This is a genomic window from Candidatus Brachybacter algidus (assembly GCF_016707225.1).
Classification (GTDB): Bacteria; Bacteroidota; Bacteroidia; order Chitinophagales; family Saprospiraceae; genus Parvibacillus; species Parvibacillus algidus.
Map to the genome: position 1 here is coordinate 113,554 of NZ_JADJID010000003.1, position 19,567 is coordinate 133,120.

Consider the following 19,567-nt stretch of genomic DNA (forward strand, 5'->3'; position numbering starts at 1 on the left):
TATAAATCTTTTATTTAACCTAAATATTTTTAGCTAGATATTATAGGCAAAGGGCTGCTCATGAAATAAAACTCTTATCAGTATGGATCAGACACAAAGAAAATAAAAAAGGATAAATTTGATTACAAACTTATCCTTTTTAATTTTTGTTTGAACGGAATAATCAGACAAGCAAAAGTCCAGATCCATTTCTCAAACTCTATTAATAATAATTTTAAACTTTGAGTTTATCTCCCGAAAGTTCTAAAATTATTTTACGCCATCATTTTTACGCATGTATTCCAAAATTTCTCTAGCTTCAGTTTCAGCAAGACTTTGATTTGGCATTCTTACTAGACATTGTTCCATTTGGGCTTTAACTTCCGGATCTTTGTCAATCATCGGGTCAGGATTTGTAATAAAATTCATAATCCAATATGGTTTTCTTCTTTCAGTAACACCTTTCCAACCTGGTCCAACAAGACGCTCTGTAGTAACTTTGTGACAAGATATACATTTACTTGCTGCAATAGCTTCTCCTTTTGCAGCCATAGCTTTGTCTAGAGCGCCTACTTTAACATTTGATTCATCAAATTTTCCTTCTCCTTTAGTTGCATCATATGCTTCAACCTCCTCAAGTCCTTCATCTTCATCAGCTGTTGTGGTTTCTTCTGTTGCCTCATCTTCAGCATCCTGAGGTTTGTCAGCTTTTCCGCCACATGAAGTTGTATAAAAGGCTAGAATAGCAAATAATGTCAATAAAAATAAATTCTTTCTCATATTAATATGTTTTTTGCAAAGTTATAGAAATGTTAATTAAAATTTTGTGACCCAAATCATAAAGATATAATAATGGTTTAGCTTAAATGAGTAATTTTTTTTAATTTATTAACTCTATTCGAATTTAAAAGCTCTTTATTTAACCAATAATACTAAAATTATCCTGTTAAGTTCACTCATATTTACTATTTATTATTGAACCTCGTTGATAAAGTTAAATAAATTGGATGATATATAATAAATATAAGTAACTTAAATTGTTTACATTTGCACTACAAGGTATAGGTGGCGTAGAATTAAACAGGGAAAGATACTTTGATAATATAACTCAATGGAAGTAGCGATAATCTTGGGATTAATGCTTTTGAATGGTGTGTTTGCCATGTGCGAAATAGCATTAATCTCGTCTAAAAAAGCCCGTCTTGTTGAAAGGGCCAGCAAAGGAAACAAAAATGCGATCATAGCATTACAACTCACAGAACATCCGGATAATTTTCTATCAGCAGTTCAGGTAGGTATCACACTAATAGGCATTTTGGCTGGTGTATATGGAGGTCAGGCATTTTCTGCCTCTCTAGAAGCATATTTCCTAAAATATACCACATTGGCACCTTATGCCCATCCTTTGGCTTTGACAATCATCATTTCAGTTATTACTTATTTCAGTATTGTCATAGGTGAACTCATACCAAAGAAAATAGGACTATTATATTCTGAGCAGATATCGCTCGCAATGGCTCCTTTTGTTAAGTACTTTACTAAGGCGACCTACCCTATTGTTTGGTTTCTTAGTATCTCAACAAAGTTGGTTAGCAAAATTTTCTTTCTCAAAGAAAATGATAATGACATTGTCTCTGAAGATGAATTAAAAATGATGGTCAAAATGGCCAATGAAGATGGTTCAATCGACAATAAAGAAAGTGAACTTATTCATAATATCTTCAGGTTTGCAGACAGAAAAGCATACAGCGTTATGACTCCACGGAATGAGGTAGTCTGGCTAGATATCAATGAAAGTCATGAGGAAATTCATTCTGACATCATAGAAAGTGGTCTTACGAAATTCCCTGTTTGTGACGATGCCCTTGACAATATACTTGGAATCGTAAATCTTAAGGACTATCTAATAGGTAGAAATAAGCCGGGATTTGATATTCAACAAATACTAAAACCTGCTGTATTAATACCGGAAACACTCACCTCACTTAAGATACTTGAAGAATTCAGAAAAGAGAAAAGATACTTTGCCATTGTTATTAATGAACATGGATCTGTAGAAGGAGTAATAACTCTTCATGACCTGACAGAAAATATTTTTGGTAATCTTCCAGATCTTGAAGAGGAAGAAGAAATCATGATCTTTAAACGTGAGGATGGATCATACCTCATTGATGGCTCTTACCAGATAGATGAATTGCGTGAACAGATCTTTGTAGATGAATTTTTTCAAGAGGATCTCGATTATACCACTATTGCTGGTTATGTGATAGATAAACTTGGCAAAATGCCTAAGATCGGAGATAAATTCACTGACGGAAATTATTCCTTCGAAATCCTCGATCTCGATAAAAGTAAGATCGATAAAGTGCTTGTCACCAGCACTATCTTAGAATAGATTTATTTTGATCCCTCATTTTCTAATTTTAAAACAATCAATAATATGATTCGATTAGGTATGATATTTCTTTATGTCACTATTTTACTATCATTCTCAACTTTAAATGCTCAGACTTGCTTTGGAACTGAATTAAAAATAGGGAGCGGATATGAAATGGCATCTTATAATGCCAAAGGCAAACTTCAGGGAAAGAATGTGTTCACTTTTAAGGATATCAAGAAAGACGGTAATAGCACGATAATTTCAGTTGAAATGGAGGCATTTAACTCCAAAGGAAAACCTGAAAGTAAAAATGCTTACACGATACATTGCGATGGAGATAAATTCATAGTAGATGGTCAGTCATTGATCAATCCGGAGCAGTTAAAATCAATGGAAGATTACGACATGACTTTCACAGGAAAGGGATTAGAAAGACCAAAAAACATCTCTGTTGGACAATCTTTGCCAAATTCTTCAATTAAAGGAAGAGGATCTGCCTCGAGTCTTGATGTATCCATGGACTTAAATATTACAAATAGAAAGGTAGAGTCTAAAGAAAAAATAACTGTAGCCGCAGGTTCATATGAAGCATTCAAAATTCCTTCAGATGTTGCCATTAAAATGGTAACCATCATACCGATCACATTCGAATATCAAGTAATTTCCTATGTCAGCGCAAATGAGATTTGGGACTTGAAGACTGAGACATATCGGAAAGGTAAAATGGTAGGTTATTCAGAACTAGTTAGGGTTTTCTAATTTTCCTTACGAAATCTTTGAATATCAACTTCGGCGGGAATATCTATGTTTTCTAGTATCTTTTGAACTAAAAAAGTAGCCATCAAAGGAGCTAGTGACGCACCTTTTGTTCCCATTCCATTGAATACGCACAGTGATTTATATTCAGAATGTAAGCCTATCAGTGGTTTACGATCTGAGACAGTTGGTCGAAGCCCAGATAAGTGACCGGAAATGATCGGCGTCAGATTGAAATCGTTGTTATACTTTCCAATTAATAAGTTTGCTGAATTATGATCAGGTCCAATAGAATCAAAAGAATTTTGTAAGGTTGCTCCATACCATATGTTTGATTCATCCCATTGAGTCATAAGTTCATTACGCTTCGTCATGACTTCATTATCAATTTTCCGGTGGATCAATAAAGCTTCTCCTTTAGCAGGAATTAAAGGCAAATAATTGAAATACGGATTTTCCATGAGTCTATATCCTTCGCAGAAGATGATGTGGTCGTAACGCACACCGAAATATGTGGCTTGATATTCGTCCAATTTTAGTTGATTAAAATCAAAAATATTATTTCTAAACAGGCCTTCCTTTTGCAGAAATGCAGCGTAAGCATTTATCAATAAATTAAAATCAACTCGAAATGCATTATATGTCTCTCCCCAAGTGCCTTCTCCTTCATATTCCGGATAACCTTCAAGGGTCTTCACAAATTCCCCATAAAATTTAGAATCCACCACATCGTCCCATCGCTTGATCCATTTATTGATCTGGTTTAATCCCGGGAGGTAACGATACATGCGCATCTTATGAAAAAAATCAAGGCTAATTGTCCTTTCCAGATCGGTATAAAATGGAATAAAGACTTCCATTAATTCATCAAATTTCCAACTTTTCTGATACTTTGGTCCTGTAATCGGATTGATAATTCCTGCAGCTGCCGAAGAGGCATTTCCCGGTAATAGGGTGCTGATTAATTCTGCATTAATTCCTCTTTGAAAAAAACTGTAGTGCAGTACCGAACCTGCTATACCTTGCCCTACGATGAGTATTTTTGGGTTAAAGCTCATTTATTATCCAGCAATTCTTGTATTTCAGATTTGACTTTTTTAGTTAGCTTTTTAACAACCTCATCATATGAATGATCGATCAATTTCTTGAACAGCCGATCATCATTTAATTCTGCTGCATTGACGGTATTCCACATTGTCTTATTCATGTGCCATCCGGGCTTAATGGCTGAATATCTTTCTCTTAGGTCGAGTGCATATTCAGGCTCACATTTTAGATTTGCACCAAATTCCTCCGCATCCAAACCTGTTAGAGCAAACATCTTGCCGGCAACTTTATACACAATGGTATCGGGGCCGAAAGGACATTCCTCCGTTGTCATTGGTTTTGCAAGGCAGTAGGATTGGAATTCTTCGATATTCACAACAAAATTATAAATTATAAATTACCAATTATAAATGATGCAGCGTCCATAATTTATCTTTCACCATTTATCATTCACTATTATTTCTCAAACGCATATTTCACAATATTCGCGCCCATTTGCAATGCCATTAGCCTTAACTCAAAAGGATCATTGTGCACGTCATCCCAACCATCACCAAGATCTGTTTCAAAGTTATAGAGAGCCACAAGTCTACCTTCCCAAAATAAACCAAAGCCTTGTGCTGGCTTCTTATCATGTTCATGAATTTTAGGCATTCCATTTTTGAAGTCGAACATGGCATGATAAACCGGATGGTTGCCTGGTATTTCTACCAATGATAACTCAGGAAAAACTTTCTTCAATTCTGGACGGATATATGGATCCATTCCATAGTCATCATTTATAATAAGGAATCCACCACCAATCAAGTATTTACGCAAATTCTGTGCGTCTGCATCTGAAAAAATCACATTACCATGTCCAGTCATGTAAGTGATCGGATAGGCGTATAATTCCTGACTACCAGGCTCGACCGCTGCATAGTCCAATTCAAAGGAAGTTCCCATTTTTTGATTGCAGAATTGTGCCAGATTTCTCAGTGAATTTACATCATTGTACCAATCACCACCGCCTGCATACTTCAATAAGGCGAATTTTAAAGTAGGAGGATTTTCTCCTGCAAATGAATCAGCTGTCATTCCGGCTAAACAAAGAAAAAATATAATAAAAATCTTCATGTCTATATTTCTTATAAGATCAAAGCTATAACGTGGCTTTTGGTCTTTGTGTTTTTAATTGACAAAATGTTTTACATATGCATCGAATCCCAACTTTATAGCCAGTCCAATAAATATGATTCCAATTCCTATATTTAGGTAGCGCATTCTCTTGACTGTCAACCATTTTCGGAGTTTACCTGCAAAGAAACTTACAGTTGACAACATCAAAAATATCATGATTAGAGTCGCTGTAAAATACAATAGCATATTACTATAGGAAAAGAAATCTCTAGCCTTTATTTGCGTTGTAATACCCATCCACATAAAAAAGTTGATAGGATTTAGGCTATTTAACAAAAAACCTGTCCCATAAAGGTAGAAGTAACCACCGTATTTAGTCTTAGGATAACTGATCGTTCTATTTTTGGATAAAATACTTGCCAAGCCCATGAATAAAAGCAGAAATACACCTGCCAAACTTATGTACCCATTATACTTTTCAACTTTAGCCAATCCTCCTGTACTTAAATTAACGAAGAGGATAAGGCAAAGGTCTGATATAACGACGCCACTTGCGATACCCACACCCTTTTTCCATCCAAGATCTAAGCTATGCTGTATGATAGAAAACACTACACCACCGGGTAAAGAACCCAGAATCATGCCGGATATGGCGCCTGCGACGATGGCATCCCACATTATGATGAAGGATGAAGGATGAAAGAGGAAAAATGTAGTAATGAATAGTGAACAATGAATAATGAATAATTAATCACAGAAGTTAATGAACTATGTTGATTGTTACAATCTGCTGAGAGCTTAATTTTTAGCGAACCGTTCGCTGTTCGCTGTTCGCTTCTCGCTTTCAACCTTTTCACTTCTACTATCATTTCACCACACTCCATGTGACACCTTCTTTACCATCTTTGACTTGAATATTCATAGCACCTAATTTATCTCTAATCAGATCACTTGAAGTCCAGTCCTTATTTTCACGGGCTTGTGCCCTTAATGTCAGAATGACTTCCATAAGGCCATCAGTGTGATTATCTTGTGAAATCGTAGTGTTTTCTTTAATCTGAATGCCCATGATGTCCCCAAGGAATGTATCAAATGTATTTCTCAAAAGTTCAATTGAAGCTTCATTCAGTCCATCTGCAGTGGTAGGATTGTTGTAATAAATATTGATGATAGATACTAATTCATACAATCTTGCGATTGTCTTTGGTGTATTGAAGTCATTGCTCATGTCTTCATACATAGCCTCTATTTCACCTTTGATATCTAAATTGATTTTGATATCCTCATTTCCAGCTTGGAAAGATAGTTTATCAATCAATTGGTAGGCTTCACGGATCCTGGTAAAACCTTTTTGGGCAGCTTTTAACGCATCATATGTGATGTCTAGTGTACTTCTGTAATTACTTTGAGCCATAAAGAATCTAATGGCCATTGGTGAAAAAGCTTCAGGAAAAATATCATTCTGGCCGGATATCAATTCATAGGGAAGAATAGAATTGCCATCACTTTTTGACATTTTTTTGCCATTCATGAGTAACATGTTGCCGTGCATCCAGTATTTGGCAGGATTGCAACCAGAAGCTCCGAAGTTTTGGGCAATTTCATTTTCATGATGTGGAAACTTCAGATCCTGTCCTCCTCCATGTATATCGAAAGTCTTACCAAGATATTTTGTACTCATGGCCGAACATTCAAGATGCCATCCAGGGAAGCCAATAGACCATTTAGAAGGCCAGCGCATTAGGTGACTTTCATCTGCCTTGATCCAAAGGGCAAAATCACTTGGATGTTTCTTTTCACTTTGATTTTTAAGGTCATCGCGACTTTCAGTAATCAGGTCATCAATAATTCGTCCTGACAATTTACCATACTGGCCTGTTTCTTCAGCATATTTCAATGTATCAAAATAAACACTACCGTTCATTTCATAAGCCAGTCCATTATCCATGATATCCTGAACCATTTGGATCTGCTCAATAATATGACCGGTGGCAGATGGCTCAATGCTTGGCTCAAGCGTGTTGAATAACTTCATAATATCATGAAATCCATTAGAATACCGCTGAACGATCTCCATAGGTTCAACTGCTTCTGTCCTTGCTTTTTTACCTATTTTATCTTCAGCTCCTGTATCTACATCGCCAACCAAATGACCTACATCAGTAATATTCCTTACATAGCGCACCTTATAACCAAGGTGCAAGAGGTATCTGTATATTACATCGAAACTTACAAAAGTGCGACAATTACCCAAATGTACATCACTGTATACAGTTGGTCCACAGACATACATGCCTACACGACTTTCAACGATAGGTACGAAGAGTTCTTTCTCGCCTTTTAAAGTGTTAAAAATGTATAATGGTCGAATGCTCATGCAGATAAAGTTAGAAATTAGAAATTAAAAGAAATCCGGAATATTCAGACTGTCCAATGGACTTGAGAGAATATTCCGGAAATATAAAAATTGAATTTCTTAATTAACTTTAATCAATTCGATGTCGAAGATCAATGTAGCATAAGGTGGAATGTCTTGTCCTGCACCTCTTTCTCCATAAGCAAGGTCATAAGGAATATAAAGTCTCCATTTATCACCTTCTTTCATCAATTGAAGGGCTTCCGTCCAACCTTTGATAACACCATTTACAGGGAAAGTAGCCGGTTCGCCTCTTTTGTAAGAACTGTCAAATTCCTGACCATTGACTAGTGTACCTCTATAGTGAGTTGTTACTTTGTCTGTCAATTTTGGAGTAGCTCCGCTGCCGGAAGTAATTACTTCATATTGAAGACCAGTGGAAGTAGTAGTTATACCTGCCTTCTTTTGGTTTTCAGCTAAGAATGCTTTTCCTTCTTCAAGGACAGGACCTGCTTTCTTTTCAGAAACTGCAGCGATCTCGTTGCTTACCATCATGTTAGCTTGATCAACAGACATTTTCGGTTCTTTTCCTTCCAATACATCTTGAATAGCTTGCGATAAAGAAGGTCCATCGATGTTTTCAAGACCAAGTTGTTTTACATTTTGAGCAAGTAATAAGCCCAACCCGTAACTTAATGAATCCATTTTACTAGTTTTAGTTGTTTCAGTTTTAGTGATTGCTTTCTCAGCAGTTTTTGCCTTAGCAGCAGGTTTTGTATTTTGAGCGTTGCTTTCTACATTTAGCAAAGTCAACATAAAACCTAAGGCAAGAAGGTATTTTAAATTGTTACGTACCATCTAAAAATTTGAATTTATTGTTGTTAATTAAATACTTATGAATCAGAAGTTTAGCCTTCCATGATTATTTTTTTAATTCAGCATAATGCGGGTAAAATCTGAGGATAGTTTCAATGCCTTTGAAGAAATTAAATACTCCATAATGCTCATTTGGAGAATGGATATCATCTGAATCCAGACCAAATCCCATCAATACAGATTTAACTCCAAGTACTGATTCAAAAAGAGCTACAATAGGAATACTTCCTCCTCCTCTTTGAGGAATAGGCTCTTTACCAAAAGTATCAACAATGGCCAATGCCGCTGCTTTGTACTCCAAAGAATCAGTTGGCGTTACCACTGGTTCTCCACCATGATGAGGATGCACCTCTACTTTAACTCCTGCAGGAGCAATGGATTTAAAATGCTTGGAGAATAGTTCTGTTATTTCGTCAGAACTTTGATGTGGCACGAGTCTCATGCTGATCTTTGCAAATGCTTTTGATGGCAGAACTGTTTTAGCACCAGGTCCCGTATAACCGCCCCAGATTCCGTTTACATCCAATGTTGGGCGGATAGAGGCTCTCTCAAGTGTTGAATAATCTTTTTCACCATAGACGGAATCTATTTTCAGGTCTTTCTCGTAAGCGTCAAGTGAGAATGGAGCTTCAGCCATCTTGGATCTTTCCTCTTTCGAAAGCTCTTCTACTTTGTCATAAAAACCTGGGATGGTAATGTGGTTATTTTCATCGTGCATTGAAGCAATCATCTTGGCCAGGATGTTAATAGGGTTACCTACTGCTCCACCATATACTCCAGAGTGTAAGTCACGATTAGGGCCAGTAACTTCCACTTCAACGTAAGAAAGGCCTCTCAGCCCTGTTGAAATAGAAGGTGTATTATTGTCAATGATGCCAGTATCTGAGATCAGGATGACATCAGATTTCAACATATCCTTATGCTCTTCACAGAATTTACCCAAGTTTACCGAACCGATTTCCTCTTCTCCTTCGATCATGAACTTCATGTTACATGGGAAGTCATTGTCCTTCGCCATGATCTCAAAAGCTTTCACGTGCATGTATACCTGGCCCTTGTCATCGCAAGATCCACGAGCATAAATCGCACCTTCAGGATGTTCCTCAGTTTTTTTAATAACCGGCTCGAATGGTGGGGAGTCCCACAGATCAAGTGGATCAGGTGGTTGTACATCGTAATGTCCATAGACTAGAACTGTAGGTTTCGAAGGATCAGTTATCTTTTCAGCATAGACTATTGGATGACCTTCAGTAGGATAAATTTCCACCTTGTCCACTCCTTGCTCGATAAATCTGTTTTTAAGATATTCTGCGGCTTGCGCCATAGCCTCTTTACTGTTGGGGTCAGAACTAACTGAAGGTATTCTCAACCATTGCATCAATTCATCCAAAAAACGCTCTCTATTGGCGTCTATAAAAGCTTTATGATCCATTGAAATTTATTTTTTTTACAAAGAGCGCAAATATAGGAAAGATTTGTCAAAAATAGGGCTCTAACTCTTAAGTTTATGGGTAATAACATTGCGCTAACAACTCTTTTTAAAGTAAGAAATTAAAAATTAGAAGTTAGTATGAAAACCAATCTGCAATCATAGTTCCAATAACTAGTGTCTAGTATCAAGAATCCGAATACTCATTCCTTGCCTAGCAAATTTTCAGTCCTCTTTACCAGATCATATAATCTATCATTAAGTGATTTACTTTTCTCATCAGCTTTCTTCTGGTCAAGTTTACTAGTCTCTTTGATATCTTTTTTCAATTCTTCCTTTTCTGATTCGAGTTTTTTAAGTTCTTTTTTCTCAGAGACGGTCATATCCTCATCATGATTACGGGCAGCATTATATACATCGTTAAGTTTATCCATGGCCTTATCATATTTGCCTTCATCAAATTTTTCTTTCTCAGAACGCATGACATCAACGAGACTAAGAGACAGGTCCTTCACCTTTGTATATACCTCGACAGAGGTTTCTTTTTCTTTTACTGTGCCAAAAAAGTAGTTGTAGATGAGGATACCAATTATTATGGGTATGGCGATTTTGATTAGTAATTTGATCATATGATTGGTTTATGTTTTTTGGGTTTAACGAAGGATATGGGTTTTTGGTTCAATGATTGAGGGATGATTTTAAGAAAAGGTATGAGGATTACAATGATGGTAGTGAAAAGTATATGACTTTATAATAAGTTTTTGTGGACGCAGATTTAATAAGATGATCATGAATTGTATATGATTTTTTGAACGCAGATTTAATAAGATGATCATGAATTGTATAAGACTTTTTTTGAACGCAGATTTAATAAGATGATCATGAATTGTATAAGACTTTTTTTGGACGCAGATTTAATAAGATGATCATGAATTGTGTATGATTTTTTTTGAACGCAGATTTAATAAGATGATCATCTATTGTGTATGATTTTAAATTATTCTTGATTTTAGTATTCTTTTTATTATTTTTACTTATTCATTCACCAAACCCAATTATGATGACACAACTATTTCCTCATAGACCTGACAACTTTAAACACTCCGAATTAACTGAAATAATTATCAAAGCATTTTATAAGGTGTATAACACCCTTGGTTATGGCTTTCTTGAAAAAGTATATGAAAGAGCTTTGGAATGTGAACTCTCAAGTTATTCATTGCAAATTCAAAGACAACAACCTATCAACGTTTTTTACTATGGCATAATAGTTGGTAAATATTTTTCCGATTTAATCGTAGAGGATGTTGTAATTATCGAGATAAAAGCAGCTGAAAGCTTAAGTCACAAACATGAATGCCAATTGATCAATTATTTAAAAGCTACAGATAAAGAGGTTGGTCTTCTCCTAAACTTCGGCTCAGTGCCAACTTTTAAAAGAAAAGTATTTCTTAATGAAAACAAATCATAATCTTATCTTGACCATCTTAATAAATCTGCGTTCTATTAAAATATAAATACTACCATATCATACATCAAAATCTAATAAATATCCAAACAAATCACAACCTTATCTTGACCATCTTAATAAATCTGCGTTCTATTAAAATATCAATCTTATAAAATCATACCCAAAATCCTAAAAAATATCCAAAACAAATCATCACCCTATCTTGACCATACTACTAAATCTGCGTTCTATATTTCTTAAAAAAAGGCTATCGTTTTAATCATCAACCTTACCATATCAAGCACAAAATTCATATTAGTTTTCAAACAAATCATAATCTTATCTTGACCATCTTAATAAATCTGCGTTCTATCACTTTATTCCATCCATCATACAATATCATTTTATTACTTTTGCACCCATAAACAGAAAATGCAGCAATCATGGAATGGAATTCAAAAAATGTAGAGAATAAATGGAAGTACGAGTGGAACGAATCAGGACTCTACAAAGTAGAAACTGACCCATCCAAACCTAAATTCTACGTCCTCGATATGTTTCCCTACCCTTCAGGAGCAGGACTGCATGTAGGACATCCACTAGGTTACATCGCCTCAGATATTTATACAAGATACAAGCGACTTAATGGCTTCAATGTATTGCACCCTATGGGTTATGACTCATTTGGCCTGCCTGCTGAGCAATATGCGATCCAAACAGGTGTCCACCCAGCCAGCAGCACTGCGGAGAATATTTCGCAGTTCAGAAAACAATTAGACAACCTCGGATTCTCTTACGACTGGTCGCGAGAATTAATGACCAGCGATCCGAATTACTATAAGTGGACGCAGTGGATCTTCCTCAAAATGTTCAATGCATATTACGATTTGTGTGAAAATAAGGCCGTCGATATCGACAAACTGATTAAAAGGTTTGAAGAAAATGGCAGTGAGGGCGTAAATGCTGTAGCCACCTCCAAAATGGAATTTACTGCAGAGCAGTGGAACTCATCAACACCAAAAGAGCAGGATGACATCCTGATGAATTACCGTTTGATGTACCGCAAATACAGCACTGTCAACTGGTGTGAAGAATTAGGTACCGTATTGGCGAATGATGAGATCAAGGATGGTCTATCTGAACGAGGTGGCTATCCTGTGATCAAAAAACCAATGATGCAATGGAGTATGCGCACCACAGCATATGCTCAAAGATTGTTGAATGGATTGGATAAAGTGGACTGGCCGGAATCACTGAAAATCATGCAGCGCAACTGGATTGGACGTTCAGAAGGTGCAAAAATGTCATTTTCGCTGAAAGGGCGTGATGAAAAAATCGAAATATTTACAACAAGACCTGACACAATTTTCGGAGTAAGCTTCATGGTATTGGCACCTGAACATCCCATGGTCGATCAACTGACAATTGAGACACAAAAAGTACTCATGAAAGAGTACGTGAAATCTTCGACAAAGGCTTCTGAAGCCGACAGATTGAACGCAGACAAATCCATGACAGGTGTATTTACAGGTTCATATGCCATTCACCCCTTCAGCGGCAAAGAAATCCCGGTGTATGTATCCAACTATGTATTGATAGATTACGGAAGTGGCGCCATCATGGCTGTACCTGCAGGCGATGAAAGAGACCTTAGGTTTGCAGAGACTTTCGACCTGCCTGTGCCACAAATTATTGAAAGAGCAGAAAATGCTGACATCGAATCAAAAGACGGAACACTTAAAAACTCAGATTTCCTGGATGGATTAAGTATACCTGATGCAATAAAGGCAGCCCTCGAACGTATTGAGGTACAAGGTATTGGCACTAAACTTATCAACTTTAGATTGAGGGACGCCAACTACAGTCGCCAGCGATACTGGGGTGAACCCTTCCCTATCGCTTACGATGCGGATGGAGTTGTACAGCCTTTGAATGACCTACCATTAGAATTGCCTCAAATTCGCGACTTCAAACCTGCAGGAGATGGCAGTTCCCCAATAGCAAAAGCGATAGAATGGGTCAATGCAGAGGAAGGATTAAAGAGAGAAACGGACACCATGCCGGGCTTTGCCGGTTCTTCATGGTACTTTTTAAGATATATGGATCCACACAATGCGGATGCACCTTTTTCTGCGGAAGCCATCAATTATTGGAAAGACGTAGATCTTTATATCGGCGGTGCAGAGCATGCAGTCGGTCATTTATTGTACTCAAGAACGTGGCATAAATTCATGTATGACATGGGACTTACAGTGACAGAAGAACCGTTTAAGAAATTGGTTAATCAAGGCATGATACAAGGTGTTTCAGAGAAAACATACCTTGTAAAAGACTTACAAAGTGTCGTTTATTTTAAAAATGAAGCCGGACAGTGGGAATCTTCACCCTTGAACAAACCGACCAGGATCTTCATCAGTAGTGAACTTGCCGCTGATTACCCTTCTGAAACTTCAACAGGAAATCCGGATCTAAATGGTATTTCTGAAATGACGGTTCACATAGATTATATTAAAGACTATGGCGAATCTACGGGTGGATATCTCGACACTGACGGTATCCAAAAATTTACTCAATGGCGCTCCGAATATGCAGAAGCGGCTTTTGTAACTGCCAATGGCTACTTTCAGCATAACATCCTTAATTCTATTATTCCGGGAGAACCATCCAGGTTCAATACTAAGGCGGAGGTAGAGAAAATGTCCAAATCCAAGTACAATGTCATAAACCCTGACAAGGTCATCAATGCCCATGGCGCTGATGTCTTCAGGATGTATGAAATGTTTCTCGGACCATTGGAACAAGCCAAACCATGGGATATCAAGGGAATCGAAGGAGTGGCGAAATTCCTCAAACGATTCTGGTCTCAATTTTTTGACGAAAGGGGCCAATTGAATCTAACAGAAGAAGCTCCATCTGAAGAGGCATTGAAGGTGCTGCATAAGACCATCAAAAAGATCTCTGAAGATATTGAAAAACTAGCATTGAATACTTGTATCTCCGCTTTCATGATCGCATTGAATGATATCCGCAAACTGGATGTCAAAAATCGTTCTATCCTCGAACCAATGGTCATCTTGTTAGCACCATTCGCACCATTCATGATGGAAGAATTGTGGCAGCAATTGGGTCATAAAGAAAGTGTACATAAAGCAACATGGCCTCAGTTGGATGAAAAACACATTTTTAGCAGTGTCATCACTTACCCGTTGTGCATCAATGGCAAAAAGAGAGATCTGATGGACTTTCCGTTGGAAGCTACAGATGCTGAAATAACTGAGACTACCCTATCGCGTCCTGAGATCATAAAATGGCTCGAAGGTAAGGCTCCGAAGAAGGTTATCGTGGTGAAAGGGAAAATGGTGAATGTGGTGGTGTAGTAGAAAGTATTAGAGTATTATAATAGATAGTATTTGAGTGGGTAAACTGGTTAACTAATTCCCATTTCAAAATCACCTTTCAGGACGGTCACAACCTACCCCTACAGTTGATATTTGAAAATAATCTAACACATTTTAAATCTAATTCTATAAAACTGGTCAACTATAATATTGGTTAACTCTGATACTAGTCAACTCTAATACTGGTTAACTCTAATACTTATCACAACTTTATCAACCTACCCACTTTCAGCAACCTGCCCTCTCTATCACTAACTTTGTAGATATACACAGCAGCACTTAAATCATAAATATTGATTTGAGTAATATACGAGTTGATTCCTTTCATCACTTTTACCAACTTTCCATTCATATCATATATATCCAGCGTCCACAGAGAAGGTTGAATTTTTTCAGAGTTGAGAAATACGATATCTCTTCCCGGATTGGGGCTAACACTTATATCTGCGTAGACCTCTTCGCCGGGAGTTTGGATAGCGAGTGGAAATGGCCAGTTATAGGTCGGATCGCAATAAGTCCCTGTCTGCATAAAATTGGGTAATACCTGCCCCACCCGGAAAGGCAGATCTATTGCCATCGGCTGGAATCCACATGCTGCTCCTTTTTCATTGGGATAATGGATGACATGCATCCAATGAGAAGTACTCGCCGGAGATACATACAATCTGCAATCTGGTCCCCGGCTGATGGAACCAATTCCAACATTCCACCCGGTTTCATCTATTTGAAAAAAAGTTGCGATTAATTCAACTTCACTATTTTGAAAGTCTATTTGGTATAAATAATTTAAATAAGTTAGATCTGAATTGTCAGCTAATGTTGAGACATATAAAAACCTACTATTAGGAGAAAAACACATTCCAAATGCCCATCGATCAAAAGTGTCAATTTCAACTTTAATGTCTCTAACATTAGAGAATAAGCCAGTTTCATCATTAAAATCGAATATCTGGAGACCTATCCCATTAACTAATTGAACCATTAACTTATTATCCGGGGAGAATAAAGCACCATTTACAGTTTGAGATCGTTCATTTAATTTGCGTCCTATATTTTGAGTATGAATTGTATCCAACTTTTCGTCATTTAGCAAAAATGCTCTGTATTCATTTGTATTGTTACCCAAATTAAATAACCACCAGGCATCTTTATTTCGATTTAATGTGGGATTGATCATCGTTATACTTTGATATTTTTTATCATCTATAGTATCATGGCTTTGAACAGCAAATTTAGTTTGATTATTAATCCCAATTCTATTTAAAATAAAAGCGGAACTTACATATTCATCGGTTGCATAGGAATCCTTATATAATTGAAAATAGCTCAACTTTGAAGTAAGATAAGGAAAAAATATATTTGTTTTTGTTGGAAAATAAACATGAAAATCTTCTAAACAATAGCCCGCTGACCAAAAATTATCATGCATTTGAGCTCCACCTTCTATAATTTTTAATTCTTTGTCATAAATAGAACAAAAATCTGAAATTAGTGCGATTTGGCCAGAGGAGTCACAAATAAAACTTCCACTAAAGCTAATCCAGCTTATCCCATTTTGATATTCATAGGGGTAAACTTTTATTTCATGATTTGTAAAATCCAGACAATTTAATCCTAATTTAGACGAGGGCTCATCTTGATATCCAAATACCCATTGTTTGTTGTTGTACTGAGCTAAAATTACTTCAACGACCAAAAATACGAAGCTGAGAATCTGAATTATTTTTTTCATATAGTGAACTTAAAGTACTAATTTATTTTGATCAATTTTTTGTTTTGATCCTGTCCTTCGATTTTGATATAATACAAGCCTGATGGCAATTCTGAAATATCCATATTCTTTTGACCTTCATTGGCACCCAAAACATACATTTTGACAATTTTACCCATGTAATTTATAAGGTAAATTGTTCTTTCCTCGTCGATCGAAGTTATCTCAAGCGTTGCGGTTTCATTAGCAGGATTTGGGTTGATACGAAATGAATAATCTTCCTCACCCTTTTTTCGCTGTTCTGGCAATTCATTGAATATTAAACATTCATCATCATATTCATAATATTTTGTATCAAATTCTGATCTCATCGATCTTGCCTGGGCAACAGCCTCCCCTCCCATGCCCATACATTGGTTAGCAATCTGTACTATTTTTTCCTTTTCTTCATCTGTATAATTTAGTGTATCTGAGATTAACCTATTATACAGGATCCGATTGATGTTCTGTAGATTCTCAGATGAAATCGTGCCATTTGGTGTTATTCCTTCGTTAATTTCATTTAATAAAGGCAAAATTCCCCTTAACTTTATTTTCGAGGCTGTCAGGATTTGACCTTTACTAATGAGTATTTGAGATAATTCTTCTTTTATAACTTCAAATTGAGCTTTTGCTTCTTCATCAATTTCAAACTCTTCAGTCTCTTCATTATAAACGACCCATGTGATTTCATCTAAAGATGTTAATTTTTCACTTATTAAATCTTCCAGGGCTTTTAATTCCTCCTGCTGATCCTCCGTAAATGAAGAAGATTGTAGATTAAGGTTTTCTATATTAATAAACTGCCCATATAAAGTCCCGGAAAGCTCATCATACCATTGTTGCTGCTCATCTGTCATCACTCCTATTTCATTCAATCTCCTTAAACTCCTCATTAACTTTAATTTTGTGTCGAATTCTACTTCAGCATTGTATACTAGCCCTATGTCACTATTCAATAGTCCGATGTTCTCATTCGCCATACGAAAATGCGTAGAATCTCCAGGCTCAATTGGTAGTGGTATGCAACTTGGATTTTCCCCATCTTTTACTACTGAAAACCACCCAGAAGAAGTAGGTTCATAATGCGGAAAGTAGATTCCTCCTATTGCTACTGGTGTCATACCAACCGTATTATTTTCAATATATTTACTATTATTAATTTCTCCAATAGAACCAAAATGTTTAGCTTTGAAGCCTGCACTTGCTTCAAATCTATTGTCCCGATATTCCTGAATACCTGAAGTAGCCATAGTATTTAGTGCAGTACCATACTGCATATTATATCCCGGACCAAGTAAAGAATTAAGTATAATTACGGAAGTAGCATTGGTATTCAAAACATTCAAAGCATTTTCAGCATATACATGGTTGCAGTTCATGAAAAATGATGGGCTGGAAACGACTTTTAATCCAATTCCGTGCGTATTATCATTGGCGATATTATTTTCACTTACAAAATTATCATGTCCACCATTTATATACACACCAATTGTGCCTTGCCAGATGCCGTCATCGTTCTTTTCTATTTCGGCTTCATTGGTATTGTTTAATGAAATATTCGGTGTAGTGGATGGTATTCCTGTTATAAGGCTCATGTCTGCTGTAGAATTATCAACATAATCCCAATCATGGATGCCTGGTGCTATCCCATTAAGTGAAAAAGGGGATGAAACATCATTGAGTATATTTTGACTTATTTCAGCAGATGCTGCATAGGTCAAACCAACAATACCTTGTTTGTTTTCTGTAAATTCATTTCTTTTTATCTCTGTATTGTATCCATTGAAGGCAAATATATTCATAGATAGGTCATTAAATTGTACATTGGTATTGTCATTAAAAATTAAAGATTCTGCAATAGAATGTATACCGATAGAATTGTGGTCAAATGTTGATTGCTTAATACTAATTAATGGATTGGAATAAAAACATTGGATGCCATATCCATTTCTTTTGAAAGATGATTTAGTAGCAGTTAAAGAAGAATTTGCAGGATATATACCTACTTTATTATCCAGAAATACAGGGAATTGTAATACAATAGGGGAAGCATTATATAAAACCATGCCGAAGTCATTTTCAGAAAATGAAGTGGCCGCTCCTGTTAAAGGATTATAAGGGGTAGTGATATTTGCCGTCATAGGCGTGAATAACGGGTCATAGGCTCTCAACCCGACAAAGTTCTCGAATAGCTTCACATCTACTGAATTAAAAGTGGAATTTTGCTTTAACCATACCCCGGTTTGGCCACCACTTATCGTGGTGGTACGGCAATCAAATGTACTGCCGTTCATTGCTTCAATTCTATCCCATTGAGGATATTCCGGACACTTATATATATTGGTCCTTCTTGTATTTAATTTTATACCCGGCTGGATTTCAATAGATGATGAATTTTTAAGAATTATTTCATTATATAAATTAAGGGTAGAATTACTGAACAGATAATCAATGTCCACTATCAGATGACCATCAATAACGATCTTTTGAGGTGTGTTTAAACTATAAGGACCAGGATCAGGCAATCCTTGAGCCAGGAGATCACCCGACGCTATTAAAGAAGATACTGTGTTGGTACCGGTAATTAATTTATAATCATCCAATTTAAAAGTAAATGTACTAATGATATCTGTTGGATCAAACTTATTAACTAATCTGACCGTGAAAACAGTATTTGGTATCTGCAAAAGTCCACTAATACATTTTCTCCGGGTAATATCGAAGGTGGCTTCTTCTTCAACAGAATAGATAGTCGTTGTTGGATTGACCGACCCAGTCATATCACCATTATTGGTGACAAAAAATGAAGTAGTGGGAAATTCCAATTGGTATTCATAGTCTTCACATCCCAAATCTTTATATACCGTCACTATGCAAATAGTTCCGGGTTTTTCACAATAAAAACCTTTGGTTTCTACATAAAATTGATCATTACACTGCCCAAATATTTGATTTTTGCCTGATGTAATAATCAAAATAATAAGGAAAATAATTATTGAACTTCTCATATTCGTATGTTTTAAT

The 19,567-nt window shown here is 36.3% G+C and carries 15 protein-coding genes; 4 read left to right on the plus strand and 11 right to left on the minus strand.

Annotated features, from left to right (window positions below):
* Window positions 1-249: 249 nt before the first annotated feature.
* Window positions 250-759, minus strand: a complete 510-nt coding sequence (locus tag IPI15_RS10375; protein ID WP_287401521.1) for a c-type cytochrome — start codon at window positions 757-759, stop codon at window positions 250-252.
* 331 nt (window positions 760-1,090) lie between these two features.
* Between IPI15_RS10375 and IPI15_RS10380 the strand changes: the two genes are divergently transcribed.
* Complete coding sequence (locus IPI15_RS10380) at window positions 1,091-2,374, plus strand: hemolysin family protein (RefSeq protein ID WP_287401522.1); 1,284 nt, start codon at window positions 1,091-1,093, stop codon at window positions 2,372-2,374.
* A gap of 45 nt (window positions 2,375-2,419) precedes the next feature.
* The gene (locus IPI15_RS10385) at window positions 2,420-3,118 is read left to right on the plus strand and encodes a TapB family protein (protein ID WP_287401523.1); all 699 of its coding nucleotides are present in this window, start codon (window positions 2,420-2,422) and stop codon (window positions 3,116-3,118) included.
* Here IPI15_RS10385 and IPI15_RS10390 read toward each other — a convergent pair.
* The 8 genes from IPI15_RS10390 to IPI15_RS10425 form a co-directional block, all read right to left on the minus strand.
* The gene (locus IPI15_RS10390; protein WP_287420173.1) at window positions 3,115-4,173 is read right to left on the minus strand and encodes an FAD-dependent oxidoreductase; all 1,059 of its coding nucleotides are present in this window, start codon (window positions 4,171-4,173) and stop codon (window positions 3,115-3,117) included. The two genes, IPI15_RS10385 and IPI15_RS10390, sit on opposite strands and share 4 nt — an antisense overlap.
* Complete coding sequence (locus IPI15_RS10395) at window positions 4,170-4,538, minus strand: MmcQ/YjbR family DNA-binding protein (RefSeq protein ID WP_287401525.1); 369 nt, start codon at window positions 4,536-4,538, stop codon at window positions 4,170-4,172. The genes IPI15_RS10390 and IPI15_RS10395 overlap by 4 nt, the downstream gene beginning before the upstream one ends.
* 80 nt (window positions 4,539-4,618) lie before the next feature.
* Window positions 4,619-5,278 (minus strand): DUF4159 domain-containing protein, encoded by a 660-nt coding sequence (locus tag IPI15_RS10400; RefSeq protein WP_287401526.1) that lies wholly within the window; start codon window positions 5,276-5,278, stop codon window positions 4,619-4,621.
* A 54-nt stretch (window positions 5,279-5,332) separates the two neighbouring features.
* Window positions 5,333-5,959 carry a LysE family translocator gene (locus IPI15_RS10405; protein WP_287401527.1) on the minus strand — a complete coding sequence of 209 codons (627 nt, stop codon included), beginning with the start codon at window positions 5,957-5,959 and terminating at the stop codon, window positions 5,333-5,335.
* Window positions 5,960-6,146: 187 nt separating this feature from the next.
* On the minus strand, window positions 6,147-7,658 hold the full coding sequence (cysS, locus tag IPI15_RS10410; RefSeq protein ID WP_287401528.1) for a cysteine--tRNA ligase: 1,512 nt from the start codon (window positions 7,656-7,658) through the stop codon (window positions 6,147-6,149).
* A gap of 99 nt (window positions 7,659-7,757) precedes the next feature.
* A complete protein-coding gene (gene bamJ / locus IPI15_RS10415; protein WP_287401529.1) occupies window positions 7,758-8,495 on the minus strand; it encodes a BamJ family beta-barrel-assembly machinery protein in 738 nt (245 codons plus the stop codon).
* 64 nt (window positions 8,496-8,559) lie between these two features.
* Complete coding sequence (locus IPI15_RS10420; RefSeq protein WP_287401530.1) at window positions 8,560-9,945, minus strand: dipeptidase; 1,386 nt, start codon at window positions 9,943-9,945, stop codon at window positions 8,560-8,562.
* Window positions 9,946-10,145: 200 nt separating this feature from the next.
* Window positions 10,146-10,571 carry a hypothetical protein gene (locus tag IPI15_RS10425; protein WP_287401531.1) on the minus strand — a complete coding sequence of 142 codons (426 nt, stop codon included), beginning with the start codon at window positions 10,569-10,571 and terminating at the stop codon, window positions 10,146-10,148.
* Window positions 10,572-10,999: 428 nt separating this feature from the next.
* Between IPI15_RS10425 and IPI15_RS10430 the strand changes: the two genes are divergently transcribed.
* Together IPI15_RS10430 and IPI15_RS10435 are read left to right on the plus strand one after the other, a co-directional pair.
* Window positions 11,000-11,413, plus strand: coding sequence for a GxxExxY protein (locus IPI15_RS10430; protein WP_287401532.1), 414 nt, complete (start codon window positions 11,000-11,002; stop codon window positions 11,411-11,413).
* Between the two features lie 422 nt (window positions 11,414-11,835).
* Window positions 11,836-14,769: a leucine--tRNA ligase gene (locus IPI15_RS10435; RefSeq protein ID WP_287401533.1), complete on the plus strand. Its 2,934-nt coding sequence runs from the start codon at window positions 11,836-11,838 to the stop codon at window positions 14,767-14,769.
* A 223-nt stretch (window positions 14,770-14,992) separates the two neighbouring features.
* On the opposite strand, the gene IPI15_RS10440 is transcribed toward IPI15_RS10435, so the two are convergent.
* Window positions 14,993-16,522 carry a T9SS type A sorting domain-containing protein gene (locus IPI15_RS10440; protein WP_287401534.1) on the minus strand — a complete coding sequence of 510 codons (1,530 nt, stop codon included), beginning with the start codon at window positions 16,520-16,522 and terminating at the stop codon, window positions 14,993-14,995.
* A 17-nt stretch (window positions 16,523-16,539) separates the two neighbouring features.
* Window positions 16,540-19,551, minus strand: coding sequence for a T9SS type A sorting domain-containing protein (locus tag IPI15_RS10445; RefSeq protein ID WP_287420175.1), 3,012 nt, complete (start codon window positions 19,549-19,551; stop codon window positions 16,540-16,542).
* Window positions 19,552-19,567 lie beyond the last annotated feature (16 nt).